Source organism: Xanthomonas sp. NCPPB 3174 (genome assembly GCF_056725205.1).
Genome location: NZ_CM161517.1, coordinates 1638474 through 1662793, shown reverse-complemented (window position 1 = coordinate 1662793; position 24320 = coordinate 1638474). Strand labels below are relative to the sequence as shown.

Sequence of the window (24320 nt, the reverse complement as noted above, 5' to 3'; positions counted from 1 at the left end):
GGCGCTGCGTCCTGGCATGCCCATGGCCAGCATTCTTGCTTTCCAGCGGCGCGAGCCGTGCCTCAAGTAGCGGACTTCAAGGCGTCGGGACTGAAGTCCCTCCCACAGTGCACCCAGTCAATGTAACGCGAGCCCCAGCAGGAGTCGGTTTGCTGTCGCTCAAGCTTGAGTGTCAGACGAGAAGAACCGTAGGCGGCTTCAGCCGCGACCCGCACCCCGTCATTGTCCGCTGCTGCTGGACGACGTGCCACCGTTCCGTCGGCAACGCATGGCAGCGCCGCTGCTCGCACATTACCTCCATCCGTTCCCGCCCGATCCCGTCGGACGGGAACCGTTTCCTCCGCTAGGCCGAACGACGCCGACGCCGGCGCCAGGCGATCAGCCGCCACAGCGCATAGCCGAGCAGCACGAACGGGGCCAGGCCCACCACGGCGCGAATCGCCCAGGCGATCGATCCGGCGAAGATTTCGCCGCTGTCGTGCAGCGCCTCGCCGATGTCGCTGCGGCTCCGCTCAGCGGTCGGCGCCGAGAACGTCAATGTCACCCGCTGCGTATCCAGGCGCCGGCGCTGCTGCGCGGCTTCCTGGCTGGTGGCGAGCAGTTGCGTCTCCACCGCGGCCAGCTTCTCCGACAGCGCGATCATGTCGGCCACGCTGAGATCGCGGCGCTGCTGGAACTCCTGCAGGCGCCGCTGCTCGGCCTGCAGGCGCTGGCGCTGCGCGTCGTTGTCCTGCACCGCCTGCGCCAGGTCCTCGGCGTGGGTGGTACGGCTCTCGATCTGGCCGCCCTGGCCCGCCTGCGCGATCAACGGCTCGACCCCGGCGGGCGCGATCCGCACGCTGAGTTCGCCGCGTGGCCGCTCGCCGCCGCGCTGTTCGACCTGCAACACCGTGCATGCTCCGAAACCGGATGTCCGACAGCGTTCCTGCAACTGCTTGAGCCGTGCGGGAATCTGCGCTGCCGGCAGCGCCACATCGACCTCGTGCTCATAGGCAAGGGACGGCGCGGCGTTCGCGTCGCCACTCGGCGGGGGCGCTGCGACGGCTGCCTCTGCCGCCCGCGCTGCGGCCTCGGCAGCACTGGCCGCGCTACTGGCGGCATCGGCGGAATAGAGATGGGCGGCCGGCGGCGCCGCGCTCTCGCCGCCGCGGCTGCAGGCAGCGATCGACACCGCCAGCGCCAGGGAAGCGCCCCAGCGACACCAGCGCCGACGCGCAGGCGCGGCGACATCGACCGTGCCAGCCGCTGCGGCCGCGGCTTCCGGATCGAACACGGTATCGCCTGCGACATGGCCACGATGGCGACGTCCCTTGTCCTGCATTGCAGTGCTCCTGAATGGCGAAAGCCTTCAGGGTAATCCAATGGCAGGGGCGCTGGCAGCCGCAGCGGCGCTACTCTGGCTGATCGACCCATTCCAGGAACCCTGATGCGCAAGCACCTGCTCGCCGCCGCCCTGCTCGCCGCCCTCTCCGGCTGCCAGAAACCCGCCGACGCACCCGCCGCCAGCAACGCCCCCAGCCAGGCCGCGGCCGCGCCCGATGCAGCCGCCGACGCCAGCTTCGCCGCGCTGTCCAAGCGCGCCGTCGACACCTGGATGCAGCTGTCCCCGGTCGGCGCCACCCAGACCGGCGACCATCGCTACGACAGCGAACTGGACGACCTCAGCGCCGCCGGCCGGCAGAAGAGCCTGGACGCGAGCAAGCAGTTGCTGGCCGAACTGGACAAGCTCGACGTGGCCAAGCTCTCACGCGAGAACCAGGTGGACGCGGCGATCCTGCGCAACCAGTTGCAGTCGGACATCTGGAACAGCGAGGTGGCGCAGGGCTGGGCGACCGACCCGCAGGTCTACAACGGCCTGGCCGGCGGCGCGATCTACGGGCTGATGGCGCGCGAGTTCGCGCCGCTGCCGGAACGCCTGAAGTCGGCCACCGCGCGCATGGAGAAGATTCCGGCGCTGTTCGCGCAGGCGCGCGCCAACCTCGACCCGGCCCGCGTGTCGGAGATCAGTGCCAAGACCGTGGCCAAGCAGAACCGCGGCATCCTCAGCATCGTCGACAGCTTCATCGTCCCGCACATCCAGGAACTGCCGCAGGCCGATGCGCAGCGCCTGCAGGCGGCGATCGAGGGCCTGAAGAAGGCCGTGGCCGAACAGCAGACCTGGCTGGACCAGACCCTGGTGCCCAACGCCAAGGGCGACTTCCGCCTTGGGGCGGAGAAGTACGACCAGAAGCTGAAGTTCGCGCTCAACTCCTCGCTGTCGCGCGCCGAGATCAAGCAACGCGCCGAGGCCGAGCTCACGCGCGTGCGCCAGGACATGTACGGCATCGCCCGCACCGTGCTCAAGGACAAACCCGGCGCACCGGCCCTGGTCGATGCGCCCAGCGACGAACAGCAGCAGAAGGCGATCGAGGCGGCGCTGGAGCTGGCCTATGCGCAGCACCCGGCGCGCGACAAGGTGGTCGAGGACGCCAAGGCCTCGCTGGCCGATGCCACCGGCTTCGTGCGCAAGAAGGATCTGGTGACGTTGCCCGACGCGCCGGTGGACATCATCCTGATGCCCGAGTTCCAGCGCGGCGTGGCGGTGGCCTACTGCGATTCGCCCGGCCCGCTAGACAAGAACCTGAAGACCTTCTACGCGGTGTCGCCGATCCCCGACGACTGGACCGCGCAGCAGGCCGACTCGTTCCTGCGCGAATACAACAGCCGCATGATCCACCTGCTGAGCATCCACGAGGGCGTGCCCGGGCATTACGTGGAAGGCTGGCACTCGGCCAAGTTCCCGTCCACGCTGCGCGGCGTGCTGCGCTCGGGCGTGTTCGCAGAAGGCTGGGCGGTATACACCGAGCGGATGATGCAGGAGCAGGGCTACCTGGACAACGATCCGCTGTTCCACCTGGTGCAGCTGAAGTTCTATCTGCGCAGCATCGCCAACGCACTGCTCGACCAGGGCGTGCACGTGGACGGCTGGAGCAAGGAACAGGCGCTGCACCTGATGGTCCACGACACTTTCCAGCAGCAGAGCGAGGCCGAGGGCAAGTGGGTGCGCGCACAGCTGACCTCGGCGCAGCTGCCCACCTACTTCGTCGGCGTGCAGGAACACCTGGACCTGCGCAAGGCGATGCAGGACAAGCTCGGCGCCAAGTTCAACCTCAAGGCCTACCACGACCAGGTGCTGTCCTACGGCGCGCCGCCGGTGCGGTTCGTGCGTGAGCTGATGCTGGACGAGCCGATCAAGTAGTCGGGATTGGGGAGTTGGGATTGGGGATTGGCAACGGCGGCATTGCTGACATGCTCAGAGAAAAAAGCCCCCTCGCTTGAGGGGGCTGCCACAAGCGGCGAAAAACGTGCGGTCCGGATTGTGTGGCTGGAGCTGATGGTCGCAACGCAAGCAGCCATCTTGCTGCGATCGCACCGCGATCGCCTCAAGCCAACACGTGACCAGTAGCGCAAGGCACTTTGCCAGGCGCCGCCGCCGTCAGCGGCGACGCCTGCGTGGCTCACTCGCCGTACACCTCGATTTCCGAGTAGGCCAGCCACGAGTACAGGTTGTTGGCCTCGATCTTCAGGTACTGCGAGACACTGCCATCCAGGGCGATGTACACCGGCGCCACGTCCGACTGGTCGGGCTCGGTGTAGTACTGCGGATTGTCGAAGTACACCGGTCCCGGGCTGGAGCTCCCGCCGAATACCGCACCGTGACGCCCAGCGGAGACGGCGAAGTCGATCGGCTGCGGCGTGCCCGCGGTTTCGCTGGCTGCGGTGCGCACGGTGATGCGCACGCCGGTGACCTTGCGCATCTGTCCCAGGTTCACGGTGACGCTGCCCCAGTTGGTGCGGGCGTTCCAGTAATCCGTGTCGCTGAAGAAGCGGCCGTCGTACAGCGAGGCCAGGTTGTCCGAATTGGTCGGCGAGGTCGCACCGATGATCGGCAGGCGCTTGATCAGGTTGAGCGAGGACGGCGCCACGTACTGCACCTTGCGCAGCGGCAGGCCCGCCTCGCTGTAGCCGGTGTTGCTCAAGCCGGCCTTGATGTAGGCCTCGCGCTCGATCGGACGCGTCTGGGTATTGCCGTAGCGCGAGGCGATCGCGGCGACGATCGGCGCGGCGAACGAGGTGCCGGAAACCGCTTCGGTGCCGCCGTCGTAGATGAGGTTGGTGATTTCGTGCGCTGGTGCCCACGCCTCGATGCAGGGCCCGACCGTCGATCCCTTGGCATAGCCGCCCCACCGATCGCTGTTCTGGGCGCCGCCGAAGCGCGCGCCGTCGCGCTGCAGTCCGCCGACCACGACGATGCCGTCCATGTCGCGTGCAGACCCCTGCTGGGTCTGCGGATCGACATAGCCGAACGCCACCTTGCACGCGTCCTGCTCCAGGGGCGAGAGCCCGACGGTGTAGGCATTGCCTGCCGACTGGGTGATGAAGAAGCGGTTGCTCGCCGCGCGCATGCGGCGGCCCCAGCGATTGCTGGCGTTGAACGGGTTGTAGGTTCCGCCCGGGCTCTGATTGAACGACATGTTCAAGACGGCGAATTCGCCCGACGCTTCGGCGTAGCGCACTGCCGCATCCAGCGCCGTGGCGACGGTGCTTTCGTTCAGGTCGGCAAGGCCGAACGCCTTGATCGGCTGGCCAGGATTGACGCCACGCACCAGTTGCCCATTCTGCCTGGCGCCGATCAGGCCGGCCGTCGCGGTGCTGTGCAGCGGATTCGGCGACAGCGTCGGGAAATCCTGGCGATACACCACGTTGAGCTCGGAATGCGGCGGATTGTCGAGCACCGCATCGAGCAGATAGGCGGGATTGGAGGTGGTGAATCCATCGTTTGTCTGCGTATACGGCAACGCCCACGATGTGATCTCGCCACCATTGACGATGTCGCCCGCGGCCGAGAACGTGGCGTGCGCCGCCTCGACCCCGCGCACCGACACCACCCAGTCGGCCTTGAGCAGTTGCGCCGCGGTGCGCTCCGGCATCCAGGCATAGACGGTGCTGGAGACCGTCGACAGCACCCGCTCGATCTTCACCCCCGGCAACTGCGCGATCTGGTCGGCGAAGTGGACCATGCCGGTGCTGTTCTCGTGCGCGCGGATCGCCGGATCCAGCGTGCGGTAGTCCGAAGGACGGGACTTGGCGTACAGGCGCGTGGTCTCCTGCAGCACGAACGGGTTGAGGTCGATCGCGTACAGGCGCCGCCCCTGCGCATCGGTGCGCGGCATGGTCGCTTCCTGCAGCATGCGCTTGGCCGGGAACTTGCCGCCGCCGGCCGCTTGCGGCTGCGCGTGCACGGAGGCGACGGCCAGGCTGGCCAGCAGCGCGGCCAGCAGCAGTTCGGTCGATGTCTTCTTCATGGACTCATCCTTTGACTGGGGGATGCCCCGCTCATCGGGGCACCGGAACAGGGGTTCCACCCATCAAGGACGAGAGGCATGCGCAGCTCCCCTACCGCATGCGCGGCATCGTCTACTCAGGCAGACGCTGCACGCCGCGCATCACAGTCCGCGCATGTGTCGCATCGCTGCGGCAGCGTCGGCAAGGCGATCGGGAGTGGCACCGAGGTCGCGATGCGATGACGCAATCCTGCGCGCATGCACGCTGCCTGGCATCCGCAGATCCAGGGCGCGAGGCGCCGCAGCGCGCCCGTGTGCGGGCGCGGCGACGCGACGCATTATCCGACGCGCTCTGCCGGTGTCTCGCTACTCCACAGCAGCATCGCGTCGCCGTAGCTGAAGAAGCGGTAGCGCTGGGCGATGGCGTGGCGGTAGGCGGAGAAGATGCGCTCGCGGCCGGCGAAGGCCGAGACCATCATCAGCAGCGTGCTCTCGGGCAGATGGAAGTTGGTAACCATCGCGTCGACGCTGCGGATGCGGTAGCCGGGCAGGATGAAGATCTGCGTCTCGCCGGCGAACGGATGCAGTTCGCCGTCCTTGGACGCGCTTTCCAGCGCGCGCACCACCGTGGTCCCGACCGCGATCACGCGGCCGCCGGCCGCACGCGTGCGCCGCACCTGCTCGACCAGGCTTGCACCGACGTTGAGCCACTCGCGGTGCATCTGGTGCTGCTCCAGCGCTTCCACCCGCACCGGCTGGAAGGTGCCAGCGCCCACATGCAGGGTCACGTGCCCGACCTCGACCCCGCGCTGCTGCAGCGCCTGCAGCAGCGGCGCGTCGAAATGCAGCCCGGCGGTCGGCGCGGCGACCGCACCGGCCTCGCGCGCGAACACGGTCTGGTAGCGCTCGCGGTCGTCCAGGCCCGGCTCGCGGCGGATGTACGGCGGCAACGGCAACCGCCCCGCCTGCTGCAGCCAGTGTTCCAGCGCGCCGTCCACGTGGAACTGCAACTGGTAGAACTCGCCATCGCGGCCCAGCACCTCGGCCTCGCCGCCGGCGTCCAGGGCGATGCGTGCGCCGGCCTTGGGCGACTTGCTCACGCCCAGTTGCGCCCGCGCACGCTGGCCGCCGAGCAGCCGCTCGATCAGGATCTCGACCCGCCCGCCGGTGCTCTTCTGCCCGAACAGCCGCGCCGGGATCACCCGCGTGTCGTTGAAGATCAGCAGGTCGCCGGCACGCAGCAACTCGGGCAGATCGCGCACATGCCGATCGGCGAAGGGCGCCGGTGCCGGCGGTACCAGCAACAGCCGGCTGGCCGAGCGCTCGGCCAGCGGCTCCTGCGCGATCAGGTCTTCAGGCAGGTCGTAGTGGAAATCGGACTTTTTCAAGGCGCCGGGGACGATCGGGAGCGGGGCCGAATATTGTAGCGGCGCCGGGATTGGGGATTCGGGATTGGGGATTCGTTGGAGCAAAAGCGGGATCGCGCTCTTACCAATCCCCACTCCCGGCCTCTCACCGCTCGAACTTGGTGGACAGAATGATCGACGAAGTGGTGCGCTCCACCCCGTCCAGCGCGCCGATGCGGTCGGTCAGTTCGTCCATGTCGTTGACGCCCGGCACCACGCCGAGCGCGATCAGGTCGAAGGAGCCGCTGACCGAATGCAGCACGCGCACCGCGTCGATCTCGCGCAGCGCCTTGACCACCGAGGTCATCTTCTTCGGCAGCACGGTGATCAGGATGTGCGCGCGGATATGGCCCTGTTCGTAGTCGTCGCGGGTGCGCACGGTGTAGCCGCAGATCACCCCCTCGCGCTCCAGGCGCTCGATCCGGCTCTGCACGGTGGTGCGCGACAGGCCGAGGCGGCGGGCGATCTGAGCGGTGGAGGCGCGCGCATCCTCGCGCAGCAGCGACAGCAGGGCGTCGTCGGAGGCGGTGATCTTCATGACCACGGATTTTCGTCGAATCGACGAAATCGCGTCAATTCCTGCACGGATTCACGCTGCCATTCGACGATCCTGTCCCGATAATAGACAGGATCGTCACCAGACAGCCCGCCTTCAGGAGATCGCCCATGACCGTACTCGGCCCCCTCGCCCCGCTCCGTGCCCATGCCGGCGACCGCCTGACCCATGGCCTGGACGACGCCAGCATCGAACGCCTGGCGGCCTCGCATCCGGCGCTGCGCGCGGCGATCGAAGCGGCAGGCGACGACTACGCGCGCATCGCTGCCGAATTCGGCGAGTTGCTGGAACTGGACGAGGCCGAGCAGATCCGCCGCCTGCAGGCCGGGTTCGTCAATTTCTACGCCGACGACGCGGTGACCCCGTACGTGGCGCTGAGCGCGCGCGGCCCGTGGGTGGTGACTCTGAAGGGCGCCGTGCTGTACGACGCCGGCGGCTACGGCATGCTCGGCTTCGGCCACACCCCGGAGGCGGTGCTGGAGGCGATGGCGCGGCCGCAGGTGATGGCCAACGTGATGACCCCCAACCTGGCGCAGCTGCGTTTCGAACGCGCGCTGCGCGCGGAGATCGGCCACCGCCGCGGCGGCTGTCCATACGCCCGCTTCATGTGCCTCAACTCCGGCTCCGAAGCGGTGGGCCTGGCCGCGCGCATCGTCGACATCAACGCCAAGCTGCAGACCGACCCGGGCGCGCGCCATGCCGGCGCGAAGATCAAGCGCCTGGTGGTCAAGGGCAGCTTCCACGGCCGCACCGACCGGCCCGGCATGTATTCCGATTCCAGCCGCAAGACCTATCTGCAGCACCTGGCCAGCTATCGCGGCGACGATGCGCTGATCGCCATCGCGCCCTACGACGTGGAGGCGCTGCGCCGCGCCTTCGCCGAGGCCGAGCAGCACAACTGCTTCATCGAGGCGGTGTTCCTGGAGCCGGTGATGGGCGAAGGCGACCCCGGCCGCGCGCTGCCGCCGGCGTTCTATGCCGCTGCGCGCGAACTGACCCGCACCCACGGCAGCCTGCTGCTGGTCGACTCGATCCAGGCCGGCCTGCGCGCGCACGGCGTGCTGTCGGTGGTGGACTACCCCGGCTTCGAGCAGCTCGACCCGCCGGACCTGGAAACCTATTCGAAGGCGCTCAACGCCGCGCAGTACCCGCTGTCGGTGCTGGCGGTGACCGAGCACGCGGCGCAGGTGTACCGCAAGGGCACCTACGGCAACACCATGACCAGCAACCCGCGCGCGCTGGACGTGGCGACCGCCACCCTGGCGCAACTGACCCCGCAGGTGCGCGCCAACATCCGCGAGCGCGGCGCCGAGGCGGTGCAGAAGCTGGAGAAGCTCAAGGCCGAGCTCGGCGGCGCCATCACCCAGGTGCAGGGCACCGGCCTGCTGTTCTCCTGCGCACTGGCCCCGCAGTACAAGTGCTACGGCGCCGGCTCCACCGAGGAGTGGCTGCGCCAGCACGGCGTCAACGTGATCCACGGCGGCGAGAATTCGCTGCGCTTCACCCCGCACTTCGCGATGGACAGCGAAGAACTCGACCTGCTGGTCGGGCTGATCGGCCGCGCCCTGCGCGAAGGCCCGCGCGTCGCCCAGGCCGCGGCGGCCTAAACCCTCCCGCTGACGGCGCCGGCACACCGGCGCCGCAGGAGCCAAATCACGCACGCATCGGCGTGTGTTTTCATTGGCCGGCCGGCATACGCCGTCCCGGCCCGGCCTCGTCGTCAGCGGCACAAGAAACTCCATCGCGGCACCGGAGCGGGCACGGCGCAGCGCTGCGTGGCCGTGCATACCGCGGATGTCGCGCGACGGCCCGGCCGCGCCGATGCACCGTCGGCACCAGGTCATCCCCAGGTACATGCGCTGCCTGACAGCGGCGCTCATTTCTGATCCTTCGCCTCGGACTTTCACGCAGCCACAGCGCTCGCATCGCCGCGCTCGGCGGCGCCGTCCAAACGGCGAACCCCGTCCCCACCCTTCGCCATCTACCAATGGTCCGCCTAGGCCAACGGAACACGCCTTTTGTGTGTGCTGGCGGCATGCAAGCAATCGCGGATCGGCGCCAACCACAAAAGATATTGCAAACAATTCGCATTTGCATGGAAAATGAGCGTCCTGCCTGCAGCGCATCCGCGGCAGACACCCCTTCGGCCAACGGCCCGATCGAGCCGCCGTCGCTCCCAGCAGGGACGACGGTTTACCCGATCGGGCCGCCCTTCATCCTGCAACCGAACCGCCCATGACCTCTCCGATCAAGCGCCGCAAACACACCGTGACCCGCCAGGTCGCCGCACCGACCCTCAGCACCGCCGTGCTGCTCGGCGGGCTGAGCCTGCTCTCCCCCGCGCATGCGGAGACCGGCGACCAGCCCACCACCCTGGACAAGGTCGACGTGCAGGCCCAGCGCGCCAAGCGCTACCTGGTGGAAGTGCCGGATTCGCCGAAGTTCACCCAGCCGCTGATCGATACCCCGCAGACCCTCAACATCATCGGCAAGGACCTGTTCAACGAACAGGGCGCCACCACCCTCACCGAAGCGCTGCGCAACAGCCCCGGCGTGGGCACGTTCTACGTCGGCGAGAACGGCAACACCAGCACCGGCGATGCGATCTACATGCGCGGCTTCGACAGTTCCAGCAGCATCTTCGTCGACGGGCTGCGCGACCTCGGCTCGATCTCGCGCGACGTGTTCAACATCGAGCAGATCGAGGTCGAGAAAGGCCCGGCCGGCACCGACAACGGCCGCAGTGCGCCGACCGGCGCGATCAACCTGGTGAGCAAGCAGGCGCACTTGGACAACGCCAGCAGCGCCACCCTGTCCGGTGGCGATCATGGCCAGCGCCGCGCGACCGCGGACTGGAACCAGGCCCTGGGCGCCAGCAGCGCGCTGCGGGTGAACGTGATGGGCCAGGACAGCGACGCCATCGGCCGCGACCATGTCGCCAACAAGCGCTGGGGCCTGGCCTCGTCGCTGGCGTTCGGCCTCGGCACCGACACCCGCTACCTGCTCGACCTGCTGTACGTGAAGCAGGACAACGTGCCCGATGGCGGCGTGCCGACGATCGGGCTGCCCGGCTACAGTTCGCCCGATCCCACACGGCCGTGGCTCGGCGGCGCCGCGCGCGTGGACAGCAGCAACTTCTACGGCACCCGCGCCGACCACGACGACGTGACCGCGAAGATGGCCACCTTCCGCATCGAGCACGACGTCTCCGACACGGTCAAGCTGACCAATACCGCGCGCTGGGGCCGCAACGAACAGGATTACCTGCTGTTCGCATTCATGCCCAACGCCGCCAACCTGCGCACGCCGAATCCGGCCGATGCATCGACCTGGACGGTGCTGCGCAGCCTGCCGACCTTCAAGGACCAGCAGTACACCATCCTCGCCGACCAGTTGAACCTGCGTGTGGACTTCGCCACCGGCGCGGTACGGCACAACCTGAGCACCGGCGTGGAAGCCTCGCGCGAGGAACTGCGCAGTTGGGGGCACAACCTCGTCGACCGTGCGGCCTGGCTGGCGGCCAATCCGGCCAACCTGTATGCGCCGGACTGGAACACAACGCCGCTGCGCACCGCACGCAACGGCGCGCGCAGCCACGGCACAACCACCACCTACTCGGCGTATGCGTTCGACACGCTGAAGTTCGGCGAGAGTTTCCTGGTCACCGCCGGGGTGCGCGCGGACCGCTACAAGACCGACTTCGACAGCCTGGTGTGCACCTCCGCCACCTCCACCGCCGCGCCCTGCACCACCGTGGTCGGCCTGGACACCGACATCGCCGACACGCTGTTCAGCTGGAAACTCGGCGCGGTCTACAAGGCCAACGAGGACGTGAGCGTGTACGCGAACTTCGCCACCTCGCAGCAGCCGCCCGGCGGCAGCACACTGGAACTGAGCGCCTCGGCCAACAACGCCAACAATCCGCGCTTCGATCCGCAGAAGGCCAAGACCGCTGAGGTCGGCACGAAGTGGAATTTCCTCGACGATGCGCTGTTCGCGACGCTGGCGCTGTTCCGCACCGACGTGAACAACGAGATCGTGCAGAGCAGCGACGGGCTGTACTACCAGAGCGGCGCAAAGCGCGTGCAAGGCGTCGAACTGTCGGCGGTGGGCAAGCTGACCGAGCGCTGGTCCGTGTCCAGCGGCTACACCAAGCTGGATGCGCGGGTACGGCAAGGCACGACGGTCTCGCAGGACGGCAGCCAGGACCTGGCCTACACGCCGGACAGCGCGTTCACCGCCTGGACCACCTACACCTTGCCGTTCGGACTGACCGTCGGCGGTGGCGTGCGCTACTCGGGCGAGATGAAGCGCGGGCGCGACGGCGCGGTCGGCACGCCGGCGTTCGTGAAATCGTACACGGTGTGGGATGCGGTGTTGAGCTACCCGGTCAACGACCACCTGGCGCTGCGCCTGAACGCCTACAACCTGTTCGACAAGGACTACGTCGCCGCGATCAACAAGAGCGGCTTCCGCTACACGCCGGGCGCGCCGCGCTCGGTGCTGCTGACCGCCGAGGTCCGGTTCTGACCGACCGCGCCTTTCAATGCGCGGTGGACGCCCTATCCTGGGCGTCCACCGCCGGAGCGTCGCATGCTGCTGCACATTCCCGACATCCTCAGCGCCGATGAGGTCGCACGGTTCCGCCAGGCGCTGGCATCCGCCGACTGGGTGGACGGCCGCGAAACCGTCGGCACGCAGGGCGCGCAGGTCAAACGCAACCTGCAACTGGCCGATGCCTCGCCGCTGAAGCAGGAACTCGGCCAGGCAGTGCTGAGCGCGCTGGCGCGCAGCCCGCTGTACTTCGCCGCGGCGCTGCCGCTGCGCACCATCCCGCCGCGCTTCAATCGCTATGCCGGCGGCGGCAGCTACGGCCTGCACGTCGATGGCGCGGTGATGACCCAGGCCGCCACCGCCGCGCAGCCGGCGCTGACCGTGCGCAGCGACCTGTCCTGCACGCTGTTCCTCAGTGCGCCGGAGGAGTACGACGGCGGCGAACTGCTGATCCACGACACCTATGGCGAGCACGAGGTCAAGCTGCCCGCCGGCGACCTGATCCTGTACCCGTCCAGCAGCCTGCACCGGGTGGCGCCGGTGACGCGCGGCGCGCGGCTGGCCTCGTTCTTCTGGGTGCAGAGCCTGGTACGCGATGCCGGCCGCCGGCAGACGCTGTTCGACCTGGACACCGCGATCCAGGCGCTGACCGCCAGCGGCGCGGACGCGGCGGCGCTGCTGCGCCTGACCAACGTCTACCACAACCTGCTGCGCGACTGGTCGGAGACCTAAGCGTGCGCGGCGACGCGGACGCGGCCCGCACCGCCAGCGTGCGTTCGCGCAGCGCCGGGTGCCGGCATCCCGGCATTGCAGCGCAGCGCGTGGTCGGCGCATGACCGCCGCATCCCGCCCCAATGCCGGCATCGCCACCCTGCACGGCCGCAGCATGGGCACGCACTGGAGCGCCAGACTGGTCGCACCGCACGAACACGCACTGCCGATGCTGCGCGACGCGATCCAGGCCCGGCTCGATCTGGTGGTCGCGCAGATGAGCACCTGGGACGCGCAGTCGGATCTGGTCCGCTACAACCGTGCCGACGCCGGGAGCTGGCACGCCTTGCCGGCCGCGCTGGACACGGTGCTGCGCTGCGCGCTGGAGGTGGCACAGCGCAGCGACGGCGCCTTCGATCCCACCGTCGGGGCCGTGGTCGGCCTGTGGGGGTTCGGCGCCGAGGCCGGCGATCGGCGGGTGCCGGGCGCCGTCGCCCTGCAACAGGCCCGCGCCTCCGGCGACTGGCGCCGGCTGCACGTCGACGGCGCTGGCCGCTGGCAGCAGCCGGGCGGGCTGCAGTTGGATCTGTCGGCGATCGCCAAGGGCTACGGTGTCGACCTGGCGGCGGCGGCACTGCGTGCGCATGGCGTGGAAAGCGCATTGGTCGAGGTTGGCGGCGACCTCTACGGCTATGGCCGCAAGCCGGATGGACAGGCGTGGCGCGTGCTGATCGAGGCTGCGCCTGCAGAGGAACGGCGTGGCGACGTGGCGCCACGCGCGCTCGCGGTCGATGGCCTGGCGGTGGCCACGTCCGGCGATCGCTGGCACCACTTCGAGCAGGACGGCCGGCGCTACGGACACCTGCTGGACCCGCGCAGCGGCCGCCCGATCGCCGCGACGCTGGCCGCGGTCACGGTGGCGGCTGCCGATACGATGCGGGCCGATGCCTGGGCCACGGCATTGGGCGTGCTTGGCGTGGAGGCCGGACTGGCCTGCGCCGAGCGCGAGGGGCTGGCGGTGCGCTTCCTGCTGCGCCACGCCGACGGCGTGCGGGAACAGCTCAGCAGCGCCTTCGCCGCATTGCGCGACGCATGAGCGTGCGCCGGTCGCGGTGACCGCGCTTCGGCACGAATGCGCAGACAGCCCGCTGCCTGCCGCCGTTTTCTGCCACCCATGTCTGCAGTGTCATCGCGACCGCATCGATCGCACCCCGCCTCCACCGCGCGATGCTCGAAGGCGTGATCGCGCGACATCGGGTACAGCGCAGGCGGCGCACTGTGTCGGGCCGTCGCGTGCCGGCCGGATGCGGGTGTAGCGGGAGGCTCGACAGCGATGCGCGCCTCGCGCCGCGCGGGAGGCGCGCATCGCGCGCCGATGGCCACGGTCCGCCGCGAAGGCGGACCGTCGCGGTTACGCGGCGACCGAGAACGAGGTCGACGCGCTGGCGTTGCTGCCGTAGCTGCGATACTGGTCCGACGCCAACTTGAGCAGCAACGCGTAGGCATCCTGCGCGCTGCTGGTACTGGAGGCGGAGCTGGAATCGGGACTGCTGGCAGAACTGGAACTCGAACTGCTGGCGGCGCTGGTATCGGCACTGCTGGTACTGGCACTGGCGCTGGCACCGCCCTCGCCACCCCGCGGCGGCGGCGGCGGCCCCATCGGACGCATGCCGCTCTTCAGTTCCTGCAGGCTGATGCCCCCGTCCTTGTCGCTGTCGAGCTTGGCGAACAGGTCGCTGCTGTCGCTGCCATTGGCGGCGGCGCTCAACTCCTTGCTGCTGATGACGCCGTCGCCATCGGTATCCAGGCTGCTCAGGATCGACTTGGCGTCCTTGTCGGCACCGCCCTGCGGCGGCGGTGGCGGCGCCAGGGCCTGGGAGAACTCGCTCTCGCTGACGGTACCGCCACCGTCCTGGTCCAGCATGCTCATCAGGCCATCGATGTCGATGCTGGAACTGCTGTCGCTCTCGCTGGACTTCAGCGCCGCGCTCAGCTCGGAACTGCTGAGGCTGCCGTCGTTGTCGCTGTCGATGCTCTTGAACAACTTCTGCAGCGGATTCTGCTCCGCGGTTTGCGTCGTTTGCGCCGTTTGTGCGGACGCACTGCTGGCCGTACTGAAGCGGCTGGCAGCATAGGCCGAACTGCCACTGCTGATGCTGCTGATCATGCGAACCCCCTAGTGTCATGAAGTGCAGTCGTGGAATGCAGCGATCGCTGCGGTCATGGCTGCTCCGACGGGTCAACCCGACACCCGCAGTGTCGAGGCATGGCTTGTCAGCAAGATATCGGCTTTGTATCAGCATTGAAACACACGCTGAATTCACATCTAGCGTGCCAAAAGGCGTGCCAGCGGCTGGTGTCGCGCGGCACCAGTGCACCGGCGCATGCCCGGGCCAGACGAGGCCGGCCATCGGTGAGGCAGCAACGCTGCGGGGCGGAAAACGCAGGTCCGGCGGGACCGGGCCACGCCGCTCTGGGCACGCGGCCAGGCTGGCCCGCTCAGCGGACGGCGGGCGCCCCCACCTGATGCGGCTCGAACAGATACCCCTTGCCGCGCACGGTGCGGATCCATTGCGGCACCAGCGGGTCGTCGCCGAGCTTCTGGCGCAACCGCGAGACCTGCAGATCGATGCCGCGGCTGCCCGCCGCGGCGCTGGCCTCGCCATCGCCGAGTGCGGTGCGCAGCGTCTCGCGCGTGAGCACCTCGCCGGGCTGCTCGAGGAAGACCGCCATCAACCGCAGTTCGCCGGGCGACAGCGGAATCGTCCGCCCGTCCGGCGCCACCGCCTGGTGACGCGCGGCATCGACCTGCCAGCCGCCATGCGCCGCCGGCGGCGGCTGCGTGGCACGGACCCGGCGCAACACCGCATTGAGCCGCGCCACCAGTTCGCGCAGGTCGGGCGGCCGCACCAGGAAGTCGTCCGCGCCCAGATCCAGCCCGATCACCCGATCAACCGGCTCGGCGCGATCGGCCATCATCACGATGGCGATGTCGCCGCGGTCGCGCAGATGCCGGCACAGGCGCAAGCCCTCGGCGCCGTCGAGGCCGGCGTCGAGCACCACGGCGTCGTAATGCCCGGCCGCCAGTTGCGCCTGCAGCTGCGGCGCACTGTCGGCGTCGTGGGTCTGCAGGTTGAAACAGGCCAGGTAACCGCGGATCCGGTCGCGCAAGGCCGCGTCCGCGTCCGCCACCAGAATTTTCGCCATCCACCTGTTATCCGAGACCACCTGTCGGCTTCCGCTGTTCGGCCCGGGTGGCCGCGTCCGCGCATTGGACGCGGTCGGCGCCGACGCCGCAAGACCCGCGCGCACGGCGTCGCAGGCTCAGTCGGCGGGGGTCGCCAAGGCCTCGATGCGTATCGCCAGCAACTCCCCACCCCCGCTCAAAGCGAAGCGGCGCCTGGCATCGGCGGCCAACCAGGCACTGTCGCCGGCCGCCAATGGCGGCAGTCCGCTGGCCGCATCGAACTGCGCTTGCCCTGCCAGAAGATGAACGGCCCAGGCGACACCGGGTTCGGCGAAGAACAGCATCGGCCCGACCAGCGGTCGGTGCAGCAGTTGCGTGCGCAGCCGGTCGCGTCGCCACATGAGGTTGAAATCGTGGGTCGGGCCATCCAGCAACTCGCCGCGCAGCGGCCGCTCGCCGGCGAAGCGCAGGCGCGCGCACGGGTCCTGCAGCACCTGCTCCTCGCCGTCGTCGAAGCGCAGGCGTACGCCGTTGCCGCGCAGCAGGACCAGTTCGCGGTCGATCCCGGGAAAGGGCGAAAAGGCGGCGTCCTGCTCGATCTCGGCGATGGACAGGCGCAGCAGCCAGTCGTCGCCGACCGCCGGCAGTCGCAGGATCTCCCGGGTCCAGCCAAGGCCGTTGCGCCAGCGTTCGCGGCGATACTCGTTGGCGGGAATGACCCGCGCAGACAGCGTGCACCCATCCATCCGCACATTCTGCACGATCGCGGCAACGGCGCCGGTCCCCTGGCCCGCCCGCGGGGACGCGGGGGCAACGCAAGACGCGCCATGGCCCCAAAAAAAACATCGCCCGGCTGCACGTCACTGTGCAACGCCGGGCGACGATGTACCTCCCTGTCGGCTTCCTGCCTTCCCCCTTCGCGTCCTGCTCAGTGAGGCTGCGGCCGCGCATCCAGCGCCGGCCCTATCCTTTCGTTGCAAATCCCTTTAACGCCTTTCCACCGGCTTGGCAGCTGCCTGCTTGGCGGCTGTCGGCGCGGGTGCCTTCGTGGCGCCCACATCGATCCGGTCGCGGTTCCGCTCGACCGTCTTGAGTCCGATGCCCTTCACCAGTGCCAGTTCCTCGGCGCTCTTGAAAGGTCCGTGCGCCTGCCGGTAGTCGACGATCGCCTGAGCCTTGGCGGCTCCCACGTTCACCAACACCTGGTCGATTTCCTCCGCTCCAGCGGAGTTGATGTTGACCTTGTCCGCGGCGAGCGCGGAACCGGACAGCATCAGGGCAACGACCAGCGACTTCAGGACCACGATAAAAGACTGCATGGCAACGCTCCTTGTGACTTGGATGGGGACTTCGCCGGCCTTTCCTGCCGGCGTGGTCAGCATCGCTCGCCACATGGGTACAGCCTATCGTCGGAGCGCGTCACAAACAGCAGGTAAACGGCGCGTCGCCGTGTAGGAAAAACCCTACACGGGCACCGGGGCGTAGAATGGCTGCACACGTGTGCAATCACCCCGGAGTTTTTCATGGACAGTGCCAAGATCGACCGTTTCCTGAGCGAAAAGTGGGATGACGACATCGTCCCGCAACTGGTCGATTACATCCGCATCCCCAACAAATCGCCGATGTTCGACGCCGATTGGGTCGCGCACGGCTATATGGCCGATGCGGTGGCGCTGATGGAGCGCTGGGCGCGGGCGCAGGCGATCCCCGGCCTGCAGGTGGAGGTGGTGCAACTGGAAGGCCGCACCCCGTTGATCTACCTGGAGGTGCCGGCCAGCAGCGACGCCACCGGCGAGGACACCGTGCTGCTGTACGGGCACCTGGACAAGCAGCCGGAAATGACCGGCTGGGACGCCGATCTGGGCCCGTGGACGCCGGTGCTCAAGGGCGACCGCCTGTACGGTCGCGGCGGCGCCGACGACGGCTATGCCCTGTTCGGTTCGCTGGCGGCGATCCAGGCGCTGCAGGACCAGGGCATCCCGCACGCGCGCTGCGTGGTGCTGATCGAGGCCTGCGAGGAATCGGGCAGCTACGACCTGCCCGCCTACGTCGACCACCTGGCGGCGCGGATCGGCAAGCCCTCGCTGGTGGTGTGCCTGGATTCGGGCTGCGGCAACTACGAGCAGCTGTGGTGCACGACCTCGCTGCGCGGCCTGGCCGGCGGCAACTTCAGCGTCAAGGTGCTCAGCGAGGGCGTGCACTCGGGCGACGCCTCCGGCGTGGTGCCGTCGAGCTTCCGCGTGCTGCGCGACCTGCTGTCGCGGCTGGAGGACGAAGCCACCGGCAAGATCAAGATCGACGGCTTATACGCCGACATCCCCGAGGAGCGGCTGGCGCAGGCGCGCAAGGTCGCCGAGGTACTGGGCGACGAGGTCTACAGCAAGTTCCCGTTCCTGCCCGGCATGCGTCCGATGCACGAGGACCTGTCCGAGCTGGTGCTCAACCGCACCTGGCGCCCGGCGCTGTCGGTGACCGGTGCCGACGGCCTGCCGCCGCTGGCCTCGGCCGGCAACGTGCTGCGCCCGGAGACCGCGGTGAAGCTGTCGCTGCGCCTGCCGCCGACGCTGGACGGCAAGCGTGCCGGCGAACTGCTCAAGGAGGTGCTGCTGCGCGACCCGCCGTACGGCGCCGAGGTGTCGCTGGCGCTGGAGAAGTCCTCGTCCGGCTGGAACGCGCCGGCGCAGTCGCCGTGGCTGACCGATGCGATCGAAGCGGCCTCGCAGGCGGCGTTCGGCAAGCCGGCGATGTACATGGGCGAAGGCGGCTCGATTCCGTTCATGGGCATGCTCGGCGAGAAGTTCCCCGGCGCGCAGTTCATGATCACCGGCGTGCTCGGCCCGCATTCCAACGCACACGGCCCCAACGAGTTCCTGCACATCCCGATGGGCAAGCGGGTCACCGCCTGCGTGTCGCGGGTGATCGCCTCCCACCATGCCGCCAGCCTGCGCGGCGAGACTACCGGCAGCGCGGCGGTGGCCGGCGGCGAGCAGCATGGCGGGCATGGCTGCTGCTGAGGGGCCGGGATTAGGGAGTCGGGATTCGGGATTGGCGAAGCCGGCTTCCTGAGTAACTGACTGCCCGGGTTATTGCTGGAGAGGCGTCGATCCAGATGCGACGCCTCATCCGTGGCGTGATCGCTGGGTAGCGTGAGCGGCCAGCCCCGCTGGCTGGGCCGCCTGCGCCGCCCACGCAAGCATCGACGCCATCACCGTCGATCTGGCACGATCCGACGCTGATTCCCTTCCGCGTCCGGAACGCTTCCCATGCACACTCTGTTCGGCAGCGACAGCTGGCTCTACATCATCCTGGTGGGCTTCGTGGTCGGCCTGCTGGCGCGTTTCCTCGGCCCCAGCAGCGGGCGCTCCGGCTGCCTGTTCACCGTGCTGCTGGGCATCGCCGGTGCGTTGCTGGCCGGCTGGTTCGGCCACTACATGGGCTGGTACAGCCGCGGCGAGCCGGCCGGCTTCCTCGGTGCGCTGCTCGGCGCCATCGCCCTGCTCGCCTTGTTGCGGCTGTTCTCCAGCAAGCGCTGAGGCGCGGCGCGCCGCTCGCCACGGCGGCGGCGCCCGTTTACGCTGTGCGGCTCGTTTCCGCCGCAGCCTGCCGATGAGCGCCAGCCCGACCAGTCCCGATGTCCTTGCGGCACGCGCCGCACACCGCCTGGCCTGGGCACGCACGGCGCTGGGCGATGCACAGGCGACGCTGGAGCGCGCCTCGGTGGATGCCGGCCAGCGCAGCTACTGGCGCAGCCACGGCCACGGCGTCAGCCGCATCGTGATGGATTCGCCGCCGGACCTGGAAGACGTGCGGCCGTGGCTGCGCATGCACGCCCTGCTGCACGGCGGCGGCGTGCGGGTCCCGGAAATCCTGGCGCAGGACGCGGAGGCCGGCTTCCTGCTGCTGGAAGACCTGGGGCAACCGACCCTGGCGCAACGCCTGGACGTGACCACGGCGGACGCGCACTTCGACGCTGCGCTCGGCCAGTTGCTGCGCCTGCAGGCGATCGCGCCGCCGCCGGGCATGGGCGTGTTCGGCGAGGCGCTGCTGCAGCGCGATGCCGGGCTGTTCGAGGAGTGGTTCCTGCAACGCCACCTGGGGATCCCCCTGGACGACGACGAGCGCGCGGCCCTGCACGCAGTGCAGCGCCAGCTCATGGACAACGCGCTGGCGCAGCCGCAGGTGCTGGTGCATCGCGACTTCATGCCGCGCAACCTGATGCCGGTGGCCGACGGCCCGGCGGTGCTGGATTTCCAGGACTGCGTGATCGGGCCGGTGGCCTACGACCCGGTCAGCCTGTTCAAGGACACCACGGTCAGCTGGCCGCTGGCACGGGTGGACGCCTGGCTGGCCGGCTACCACGCGCGCGCGCTGCAGGCCGGCATTCCGGTGCCGCCGCTGGCGCAGTTCCTGCGCGACGCCGAGTGGATGGGCATCCAGCGCCACCTGAAGAACCTGGGCATCTTCGCGCGGTTGAACTACCGCGACGGCAAGACCTGGTACCTGGACAACGTGCCGCGCTTCATCGCCTACCTCGACGAGGCGTTGCCGCGGCACCCCAGCCTGCAGCCGCTGGCGCAGTTGCTGCAGACGCGGATCAAGCCGGCGCTGGCGCAGCGCGCGGCGGCCGGCGCATGAAGGCGCTGATCTTCGCCGCCGGCCTCGGCGAGCGCATGCGGCCGCTGACCGCGCACACGCCCAAGCCGCTGCTGGCGGTGGGCGGCACGCCGCTGATCGTCTGGCACCTGCGCAAGCTCGCTGCGCTGGGCGTGCGCGAGGTGGTGATCAACACGTCCTGGCTGGCCGAGCAGTTCCCGCAGACGCTCGGCGACGGCAGCGCGTTCGGGCTGCATATCGCCTATTCCTACGAAGGCGCCACGCCGCTGGAAACCGGCGGCGGCATGCTGCACGCGCTGCCGCTGCTCGGCGAGGCGCCGTTCCTGCTGGTCAACGGCGACATCTGGACCGACTTCGATTTCGCCCGGCTGGCTCCCGAGCCGCCCGGCCTGGCGCAACTGGTGCTGGTGGATCCGCCAGCCTATGCGGCGCACGGCGATTTCGCCCTGCAGGACGACGGACACGTGCACAACGCCGGCGACCCGCTGCTCACCTACGCCGGCATCGGCATGTACCGCCCTGCCCTGCTGCGCGACTGGCAGACCATCGCCGCCCCGGCGCCGACCGCGCCGGGCGTGCCGCCCCGTTTCTCGGTGGTGCCGCTGCTGCGCGCGCAGGCCGAACAGGGACGACTCCACGGCCTGCGGCACCACGGACGCTGGACGGATGTCGGCACGCCACAGCGATTGGCGGAACTGGATGAGGTGCTGGGAATGGGGAGTCGGGAATCGGGAATGGGAAAAGCCGAGGTCCCATAGGTTGTCTGCGCCACGGCGGCACGCGGGCATCTCCAGAACACTCCGATTCCGAGCACGGGGCACGCGGAACATCAGCGGCGCCGTGCCCGGTCACGGCGCGAAGCGCGGTTTTTCTCGAATGCCGCAGTCCGGCTTCGGTTGCGGGAATCTCAGGTTTTCCCCATTCCCGATTCCCCATTCCCGATTCCCACCCTACGCAAAAACGGGACCGTCACCCGCCGCTGCGCCGCCAGCGATTCGCGGTCCAGGCGTTCCAACAGGCCGATCAGGCCGGCCAGGTCGCGGCCGGCATGAGTCAGTAGCCAGTCGATCGCCGCATCCTCCAGCACCAGGCCGCGGCGCTGGGCGCGTTCGCGCAGCACTGCGGCGCGGCCGGCGTCGTCCAGCGGCGCCAGCGCGATGCGGGTGCACTGCGACAGCCGCGAGCGCAGGTCCGGCAGGCTGAGCGCCAGGCCGTCGGGCATGGCCTGCGCGGTGTACAGCAGGGTCACCCCGGCGCTGCGCGCACGGTTGTGGAAATCGAACAGTGCCACCTCGTCCTCGCGCTGCCCGGCGATCGCTTCCAGGCCGTCGAGGGCGACCAGATCGCGGCCGTCCAGTGCTTCCAACGCATCGCGCAGGCGGCCGGCGGCGGCCTGCAGCGGCAGGTAGGCGGCGCTGCGCCCCGCCTGTTCGGTGGCCGCGCACAGCGCCAGGGCCAGGTGGGTCTTGCCGGTGCCGGCAGGGCCGGACAGGTACACCCAGTCGTCGGCGGCGCCGTCGGCGACCGCCTGCAGCTGCGCCAGCAGCCCGTCCGGCGCGCCCAGATAGCGGTCCAGGCGCTGTTCCGGCGGATAGCGCAAAGCCAGCGGCAGTTGCGGCACGCTCACGGCTGGTCGGGGCTGCGCGGCGGCAGTTCGATGATGGTGGTGCGCTCGGTGGCGGTATCCAGCAGGATCGCCGACTTCTCGCCCGCATACAGATCGCTCTGCCGGTACTGCTCGTGCAGGTAGTGCAGCAGCACGTTGGCCACCGCCGCCACCGGCAACGCCAGCAGCATGCCGAGGAAGCCGAACAGCTGGCCGCCGGCCATCACCGCGAAGATCACCGCCACCGGGTGCAGGCCGATCTTGTCGCCGACGATGCGCGGGGTCAGCACGTAGCTCTCCAGCAACTGGCCGACGGTGAACACCACGCCGACCAGGATCAGCAACTGCAGGTCGAAGCCCTTGGCCTGCACCAGCGCGGCCAGTACCGCCAGCAGGATGCCGGTGGTCGCGCCCAGGTAGGGAATGAAGCTGATCAGGCCGGCGACGATGCCGATCAACAGGCCGAGCTTGAGCCCGACCAAGGTCAGGCCGCCGGCGTAGATCACGCCCAGCGCCAGCATCACCAGGAACTGGCCACGGATGAACGCGCCCAGCACCTCGTTGGACTGCAGCGCCAGGCGGGTGATCGTGGCGACGTGGTTGCGCGGAATGGTGGCGGCCACGCGCGCGACCAGCAGGTCCCAGTCGCGCAGGAAGTAGAAGGTCAGGATCGGCAGCAGCACCAGGTTGACCACCCAGGTCACCATCGCGAAGCCCGAGCGCGACAGGTAGCCGAAGAAGGTCGCGGCGACGCCGCCGGCCTGCTGCCAGTGCCCGCGGATCCAGTCGATCAGCCGCTCCGGATCCAGCCAGGCCATCAGCTCCAGCCCGGTCTTCTGCTCGGCCCACGGGATCGCGGTACCGATGAACCAGTCGCGCGCCTGCGGCAGCACGTCGATGAAGGTGACGATCTGCCGCTCCAGCATCGGCACCAGGATCACCAGCGCCAGCACCAGCAGCAGCACCATCAGCACGAACACCAGGGTCACCGCCATGTTGCGCGAGCGTCCGGCGCGCTCCAGGCGGTCCACCAGCGGGTCGCCGAGCCAGCCGAGCAGCAGCGCAAGCACGAACGGGGTCAGGATCGGCGCCAGCAGCCACACCACCCACAGCACGCCAACGATCACCGCCGTCCATTTCAGGCGGCGCAGGAACAGCGCGATCTCGGCTTCGGGCGACAACGTCATTTCAGGCGGTACTCCGTCGGCTCGCTGTTGAGGATCACCGGACCCTCGACCGGCGCGACCACCGGCTGCAGCGCGGCGTCCGGGCCGAGCATGCGGTTCAGGCCGGACACGCCGCTGAGCAGGTCCAGGTCCAGCTCCAGGCGATCGCCGTCGGCGCGGACCGGCACGATGCGCCGCACCACCGAGGCGTTCTGCAGCGCGGCGGAGGCGCGCAGGTAGTCGTCGGCGCTGCGGATGCCGGTGATCGCCACCCGGTAGATGCCGGCCGGGCCGGCGCTGACCGCCTTGGCGTAGCGCTTGACCAGTGCGTCGGCGGCGCCGTCGGCACCGCTGGCCATGGCGCGGCGCGCATCGGCGTCGCTGGCCGACCAGGTCGACAGCACCTTGCCGCCATCCACGAACGTCCAGTCCGCGGTCCAGCCGCCGGCCTTGCCGCGGTACAGCTTGCCGATCAGTTGCATCGGCGGGCTGTAGCGCGACGAGGCGCTGGCCACCGCGGCGGTGTCCTGGCGCCAGATCGCTCCGGCCAGGGCCTGCTCGGCGGCGTTGCCGGTGGGCAGGCCGAGGCGGAAGCCGCGCTCGATCGCGCGATCGAGCAGGCTGCGCGCGGCGTTGGACTGCTGCACGCCGACCAGGCGCGGGCCGCTGCCGTCGTCGATGGCCAGCCACACCACCGGCTTGGGCCGCGGCTGCGGCCACACCGGCAGCCCCAGCGCCGCGGCCAGGCCGTCCACGTCCTGCGGACGGAAGCGCGCCACCAGGATGGTGCGGAAGGTCGGCGCGCCGCTCGGCGAGGTGCCCTGGTCCTGGCGGTAATCGAAGGTGTCGACCAGGGTCTTGGCGTTGCGCAGCGCCTGGGTCACCCCGGGCCGCGACATCACCCCCTTGTCGCCGGAGATCTTGCCCAGCACCACGCCGAGCGCGCGGGACAGGGCGCCGTTGCGGTCGGCCTCGCTCTGGCTGTTGACCGGCACTTCGGCGTCGTAGGGGCCGGTGGCGCCGGCCACGTCGCCCTCGGTGCGCAGCTCGGCCTGGGCCAGGGCGCTCGCGGCAGGCAGGCACAGCGCGAAAGACAGGAGGAAGGCAAGGCTGCGGCGCATGAAGGGTCCAGTACTCGACGTATCCGGGGCGAATTGTTGCCCGAATGCGGGCCTAGCGCCAATGCGGCCTGTTAA

The 24320-nt window shown here is 69.3% G+C and carries 20 protein-coding genes; 9 read left to right on the top strand and 11 right to left on the bottom strand.

The features are described from left to right. Positions 1-343 precede the first annotated feature (343 nt). Positions 344-1171 carry a DUF4349 domain-containing protein gene (locus AC1PK7_RS07305; RefSeq protein WP_481100858.1) on the bottom strand — a complete coding sequence of 276 codons (828 nt, stop codon included), beginning with the start codon at positions 1169-1171 and terminating at the stop codon, positions 344-346. Between the two features lie 255 nt (positions 1172-1426). On the opposite strand from AC1PK7_RS07305, the gene AC1PK7_RS07300 reads away from it, so the two are divergent. Next, positions 1427-3238: a DUF885 domain-containing protein gene (locus tag AC1PK7_RS07300; RefSeq protein ID WP_481100339.1), complete on the top strand. Its 1812-nt coding sequence runs from the start codon at positions 1427-1429 to the stop codon at positions 3236-3238. A 259-nt stretch (positions 3239-3497) separates the two neighbouring features. On the opposite strand, the gene AC1PK7_RS07295 is transcribed toward AC1PK7_RS07300, so the two are convergent. The 3 genes from AC1PK7_RS07295 to AC1PK7_RS07285 all read right to left on the bottom strand — a co-directional run bounded on the left by AC1PK7_RS07295 (position 3498) and on the right by AC1PK7_RS07285 (position 7268). Further along, entirely contained in the window at positions 3498-5345 is a 1848-nt protein-coding gene (locus AC1PK7_RS07295; protein WP_481100338.1) for a S8/S53 family peptidase, read from the bottom strand. A 317-nt stretch (positions 5346-5662) separates the two neighbouring features. Then, positions 5663-6712 carry a tRNA preQ1(34) S-adenosylmethionine ribosyltransferase-isomerase QueA gene (queA, locus tag AC1PK7_RS07290; protein ID WP_481100337.1) on the bottom strand — a complete coding sequence of 350 codons (1050 nt, stop codon included), beginning with the start codon at positions 6710-6712 and terminating at the stop codon, positions 5663-5665. 124 nt (positions 6713-6836) lie between these two features. Further along, on the bottom strand, positions 6837-7268 hold the full coding sequence (locus AC1PK7_RS07285; RefSeq protein ID WP_010344072.1) for an Lrp/AsnC family transcriptional regulator: 432 nt from the start codon (positions 7266-7268) through the stop codon (positions 6837-6839). Between the two features lie 128 nt (positions 7269-7396). Between AC1PK7_RS07285 and AC1PK7_RS07280 the strand changes: the two genes are divergently transcribed. From AC1PK7_RS07280 to AC1PK7_RS07265, 4 genes are all read left to right on the top strand, one after another. Next, positions 7397-8893: an aminotransferase class III-fold pyridoxal phosphate-dependent enzyme gene (locus tag AC1PK7_RS07280; RefSeq protein ID WP_481100336.1), complete on the top strand. Its 1497-nt coding sequence runs from the start codon at positions 7397-7399 to the stop codon at positions 8891-8893. 628 nt (positions 8894-9521) lie between these two features. Next, a complete protein-coding gene (locus AC1PK7_RS07275) occupies positions 9522-11816 on the top strand; it encodes a catecholate siderophore receptor Fiu (protein ID WP_481100335.1) in 2295 nt (764 codons plus the stop codon). Between the two features lie 63 nt (positions 11817-11879). Continuing rightward, entirely contained in the window at positions 11880-12572 is a 693-nt protein-coding gene (locus tag AC1PK7_RS07270) for a Fe2+-dependent dioxygenase (protein ID WP_481100334.1), read from the top strand. A gap of 100 nt (positions 12573-12672) precedes the next feature. Then, complete coding sequence (locus AC1PK7_RS07265; RefSeq protein ID WP_481100333.1) at positions 12673-13647, top strand: FAD:protein FMN transferase; 975 nt, start codon at positions 12673-12675, stop codon at positions 13645-13647. A 315-nt stretch (positions 13648-13962) separates the two neighbouring features. Here AC1PK7_RS07265 and xopAW read toward each other — a convergent pair whose 3' ends face one another. The 4 genes from xopAW to AC1PK7_RS07245 all read right to left on the bottom strand — a co-directional run bounded on the left by xopAW (position 13963) and on the right by AC1PK7_RS07245 (position 17057). Next, positions 13963-14718, bottom strand: a complete 756-nt coding sequence (xopAW, locus tag AC1PK7_RS07260) for a XopAW family type III secretion system calcium-binding effector (protein WP_481100332.1) — start codon at positions 14716-14718, stop codon at positions 13963-13965. A 332-nt stretch (positions 14719-15050) separates the two neighbouring features. After that, entirely contained in the window at positions 15051-15758 is a 708-nt protein-coding gene (locus AC1PK7_RS07255) for a response regulator transcription factor (protein ID WP_010344079.1), read from the bottom strand. A 117-nt stretch (positions 15759-15875) separates the two neighbouring features. Then, positions 15876-16484, bottom strand: a complete 609-nt coding sequence (locus AC1PK7_RS07250; RefSeq protein WP_481100331.1) for a HutD/Ves family protein — start codon at positions 16482-16484, stop codon at positions 15876-15878. Between the two features lie 240 nt (positions 16485-16724). Then, positions 16725-17057 carry a ComEA family DNA-binding protein gene (locus AC1PK7_RS07245; RefSeq protein ID WP_010344081.1) on the bottom strand — a complete coding sequence of 111 codons (333 nt, stop codon included), beginning with the start codon at positions 17055-17057 and terminating at the stop codon, positions 16725-16727. A 204-nt stretch (positions 17058-17261) separates the two neighbouring features. Between AC1PK7_RS07245 and AC1PK7_RS07240 the strand changes: the two genes are divergently transcribed. The 4 genes from AC1PK7_RS07240 to murU all read left to right on the top strand — a co-directional run bounded on the left by AC1PK7_RS07240 (position 17262) and on the right by murU (position 21110). Continuing rightward, the gene (locus AC1PK7_RS07240; protein ID WP_481100330.1) at positions 17262-18752 is read left to right on the top strand and encodes a M20 family metallopeptidase; all 1491 of its coding nucleotides are present in this window, start codon (positions 17262-17264) and stop codon (positions 18750-18752) included. A 249-nt stretch (positions 18753-19001) separates the two neighbouring features. Then, the gene (locus AC1PK7_RS07235; RefSeq protein ID WP_010344083.1) at positions 19002-19271 is read left to right on the top strand and encodes a GlsB/YeaQ/YmgE family stress response membrane protein; all 270 of its coding nucleotides are present in this window, start codon (positions 19002-19004) and stop codon (positions 19269-19271) included. Positions 19272-19344: 73 nt separating this feature from the next. Then, positions 19345-20373 carry an aminoglycoside phosphotransferase family protein gene (locus AC1PK7_RS07230; RefSeq protein WP_481100329.1) on the top strand — a complete coding sequence of 343 codons (1029 nt, stop codon included), beginning with the start codon at positions 19345-19347 and terminating at the stop codon, positions 20371-20373. Beyond that, the gene (gene murU / locus AC1PK7_RS07225; protein WP_481100328.1) at positions 20370-21110 is read left to right on the top strand and encodes an N-acetylmuramate alpha-1-phosphate uridylyltransferase MurU; all 741 of its coding nucleotides are present in this window, start codon (positions 20370-20372) and stop codon (positions 21108-21110) included. The genes AC1PK7_RS07230 and murU overlap by 4 nt, the downstream gene beginning before the upstream one ends. Before the next feature lie 149 nt (positions 21111-21259). Here the strand turns inward: murU and hda are convergent, their stop codons facing one another. Genes hda through AC1PK7_RS07210 form a run of 3 tightly spaced genes read right to left on the bottom strand, consistent with a single transcriptional unit; the run spans position 21260 to position 24245 of the window. Continuing rightward, positions 21260-21979 carry a DnaA regulatory inactivator Hda gene (gene hda / locus AC1PK7_RS07220; RefSeq protein WP_481100327.1) on the bottom strand — a complete coding sequence of 240 codons (720 nt, stop codon included), beginning with the start codon at positions 21977-21979 and terminating at the stop codon, positions 21260-21262. After that, positions 21976-23145 (bottom strand): AI-2E family transporter, encoded by a 1170-nt coding sequence (locus AC1PK7_RS07215; RefSeq protein WP_010344087.1) that lies wholly within the window; start codon positions 23143-23145, stop codon positions 21976-21978. Before AC1PK7_RS07215 ends, hda begins: the two co-directional genes overlap by 4 nt. Beyond that, positions 23142-24245, bottom strand: coding sequence for a DUF2066 domain-containing protein (locus AC1PK7_RS07210; RefSeq protein ID WP_481100326.1), 1104 nt, complete (start codon positions 24243-24245; stop codon positions 23142-23144). The genes AC1PK7_RS07215 and AC1PK7_RS07210 overlap by 4 nt, the downstream gene beginning before the upstream one ends. Positions 24246-24320 lie beyond the last annotated feature (75 nt).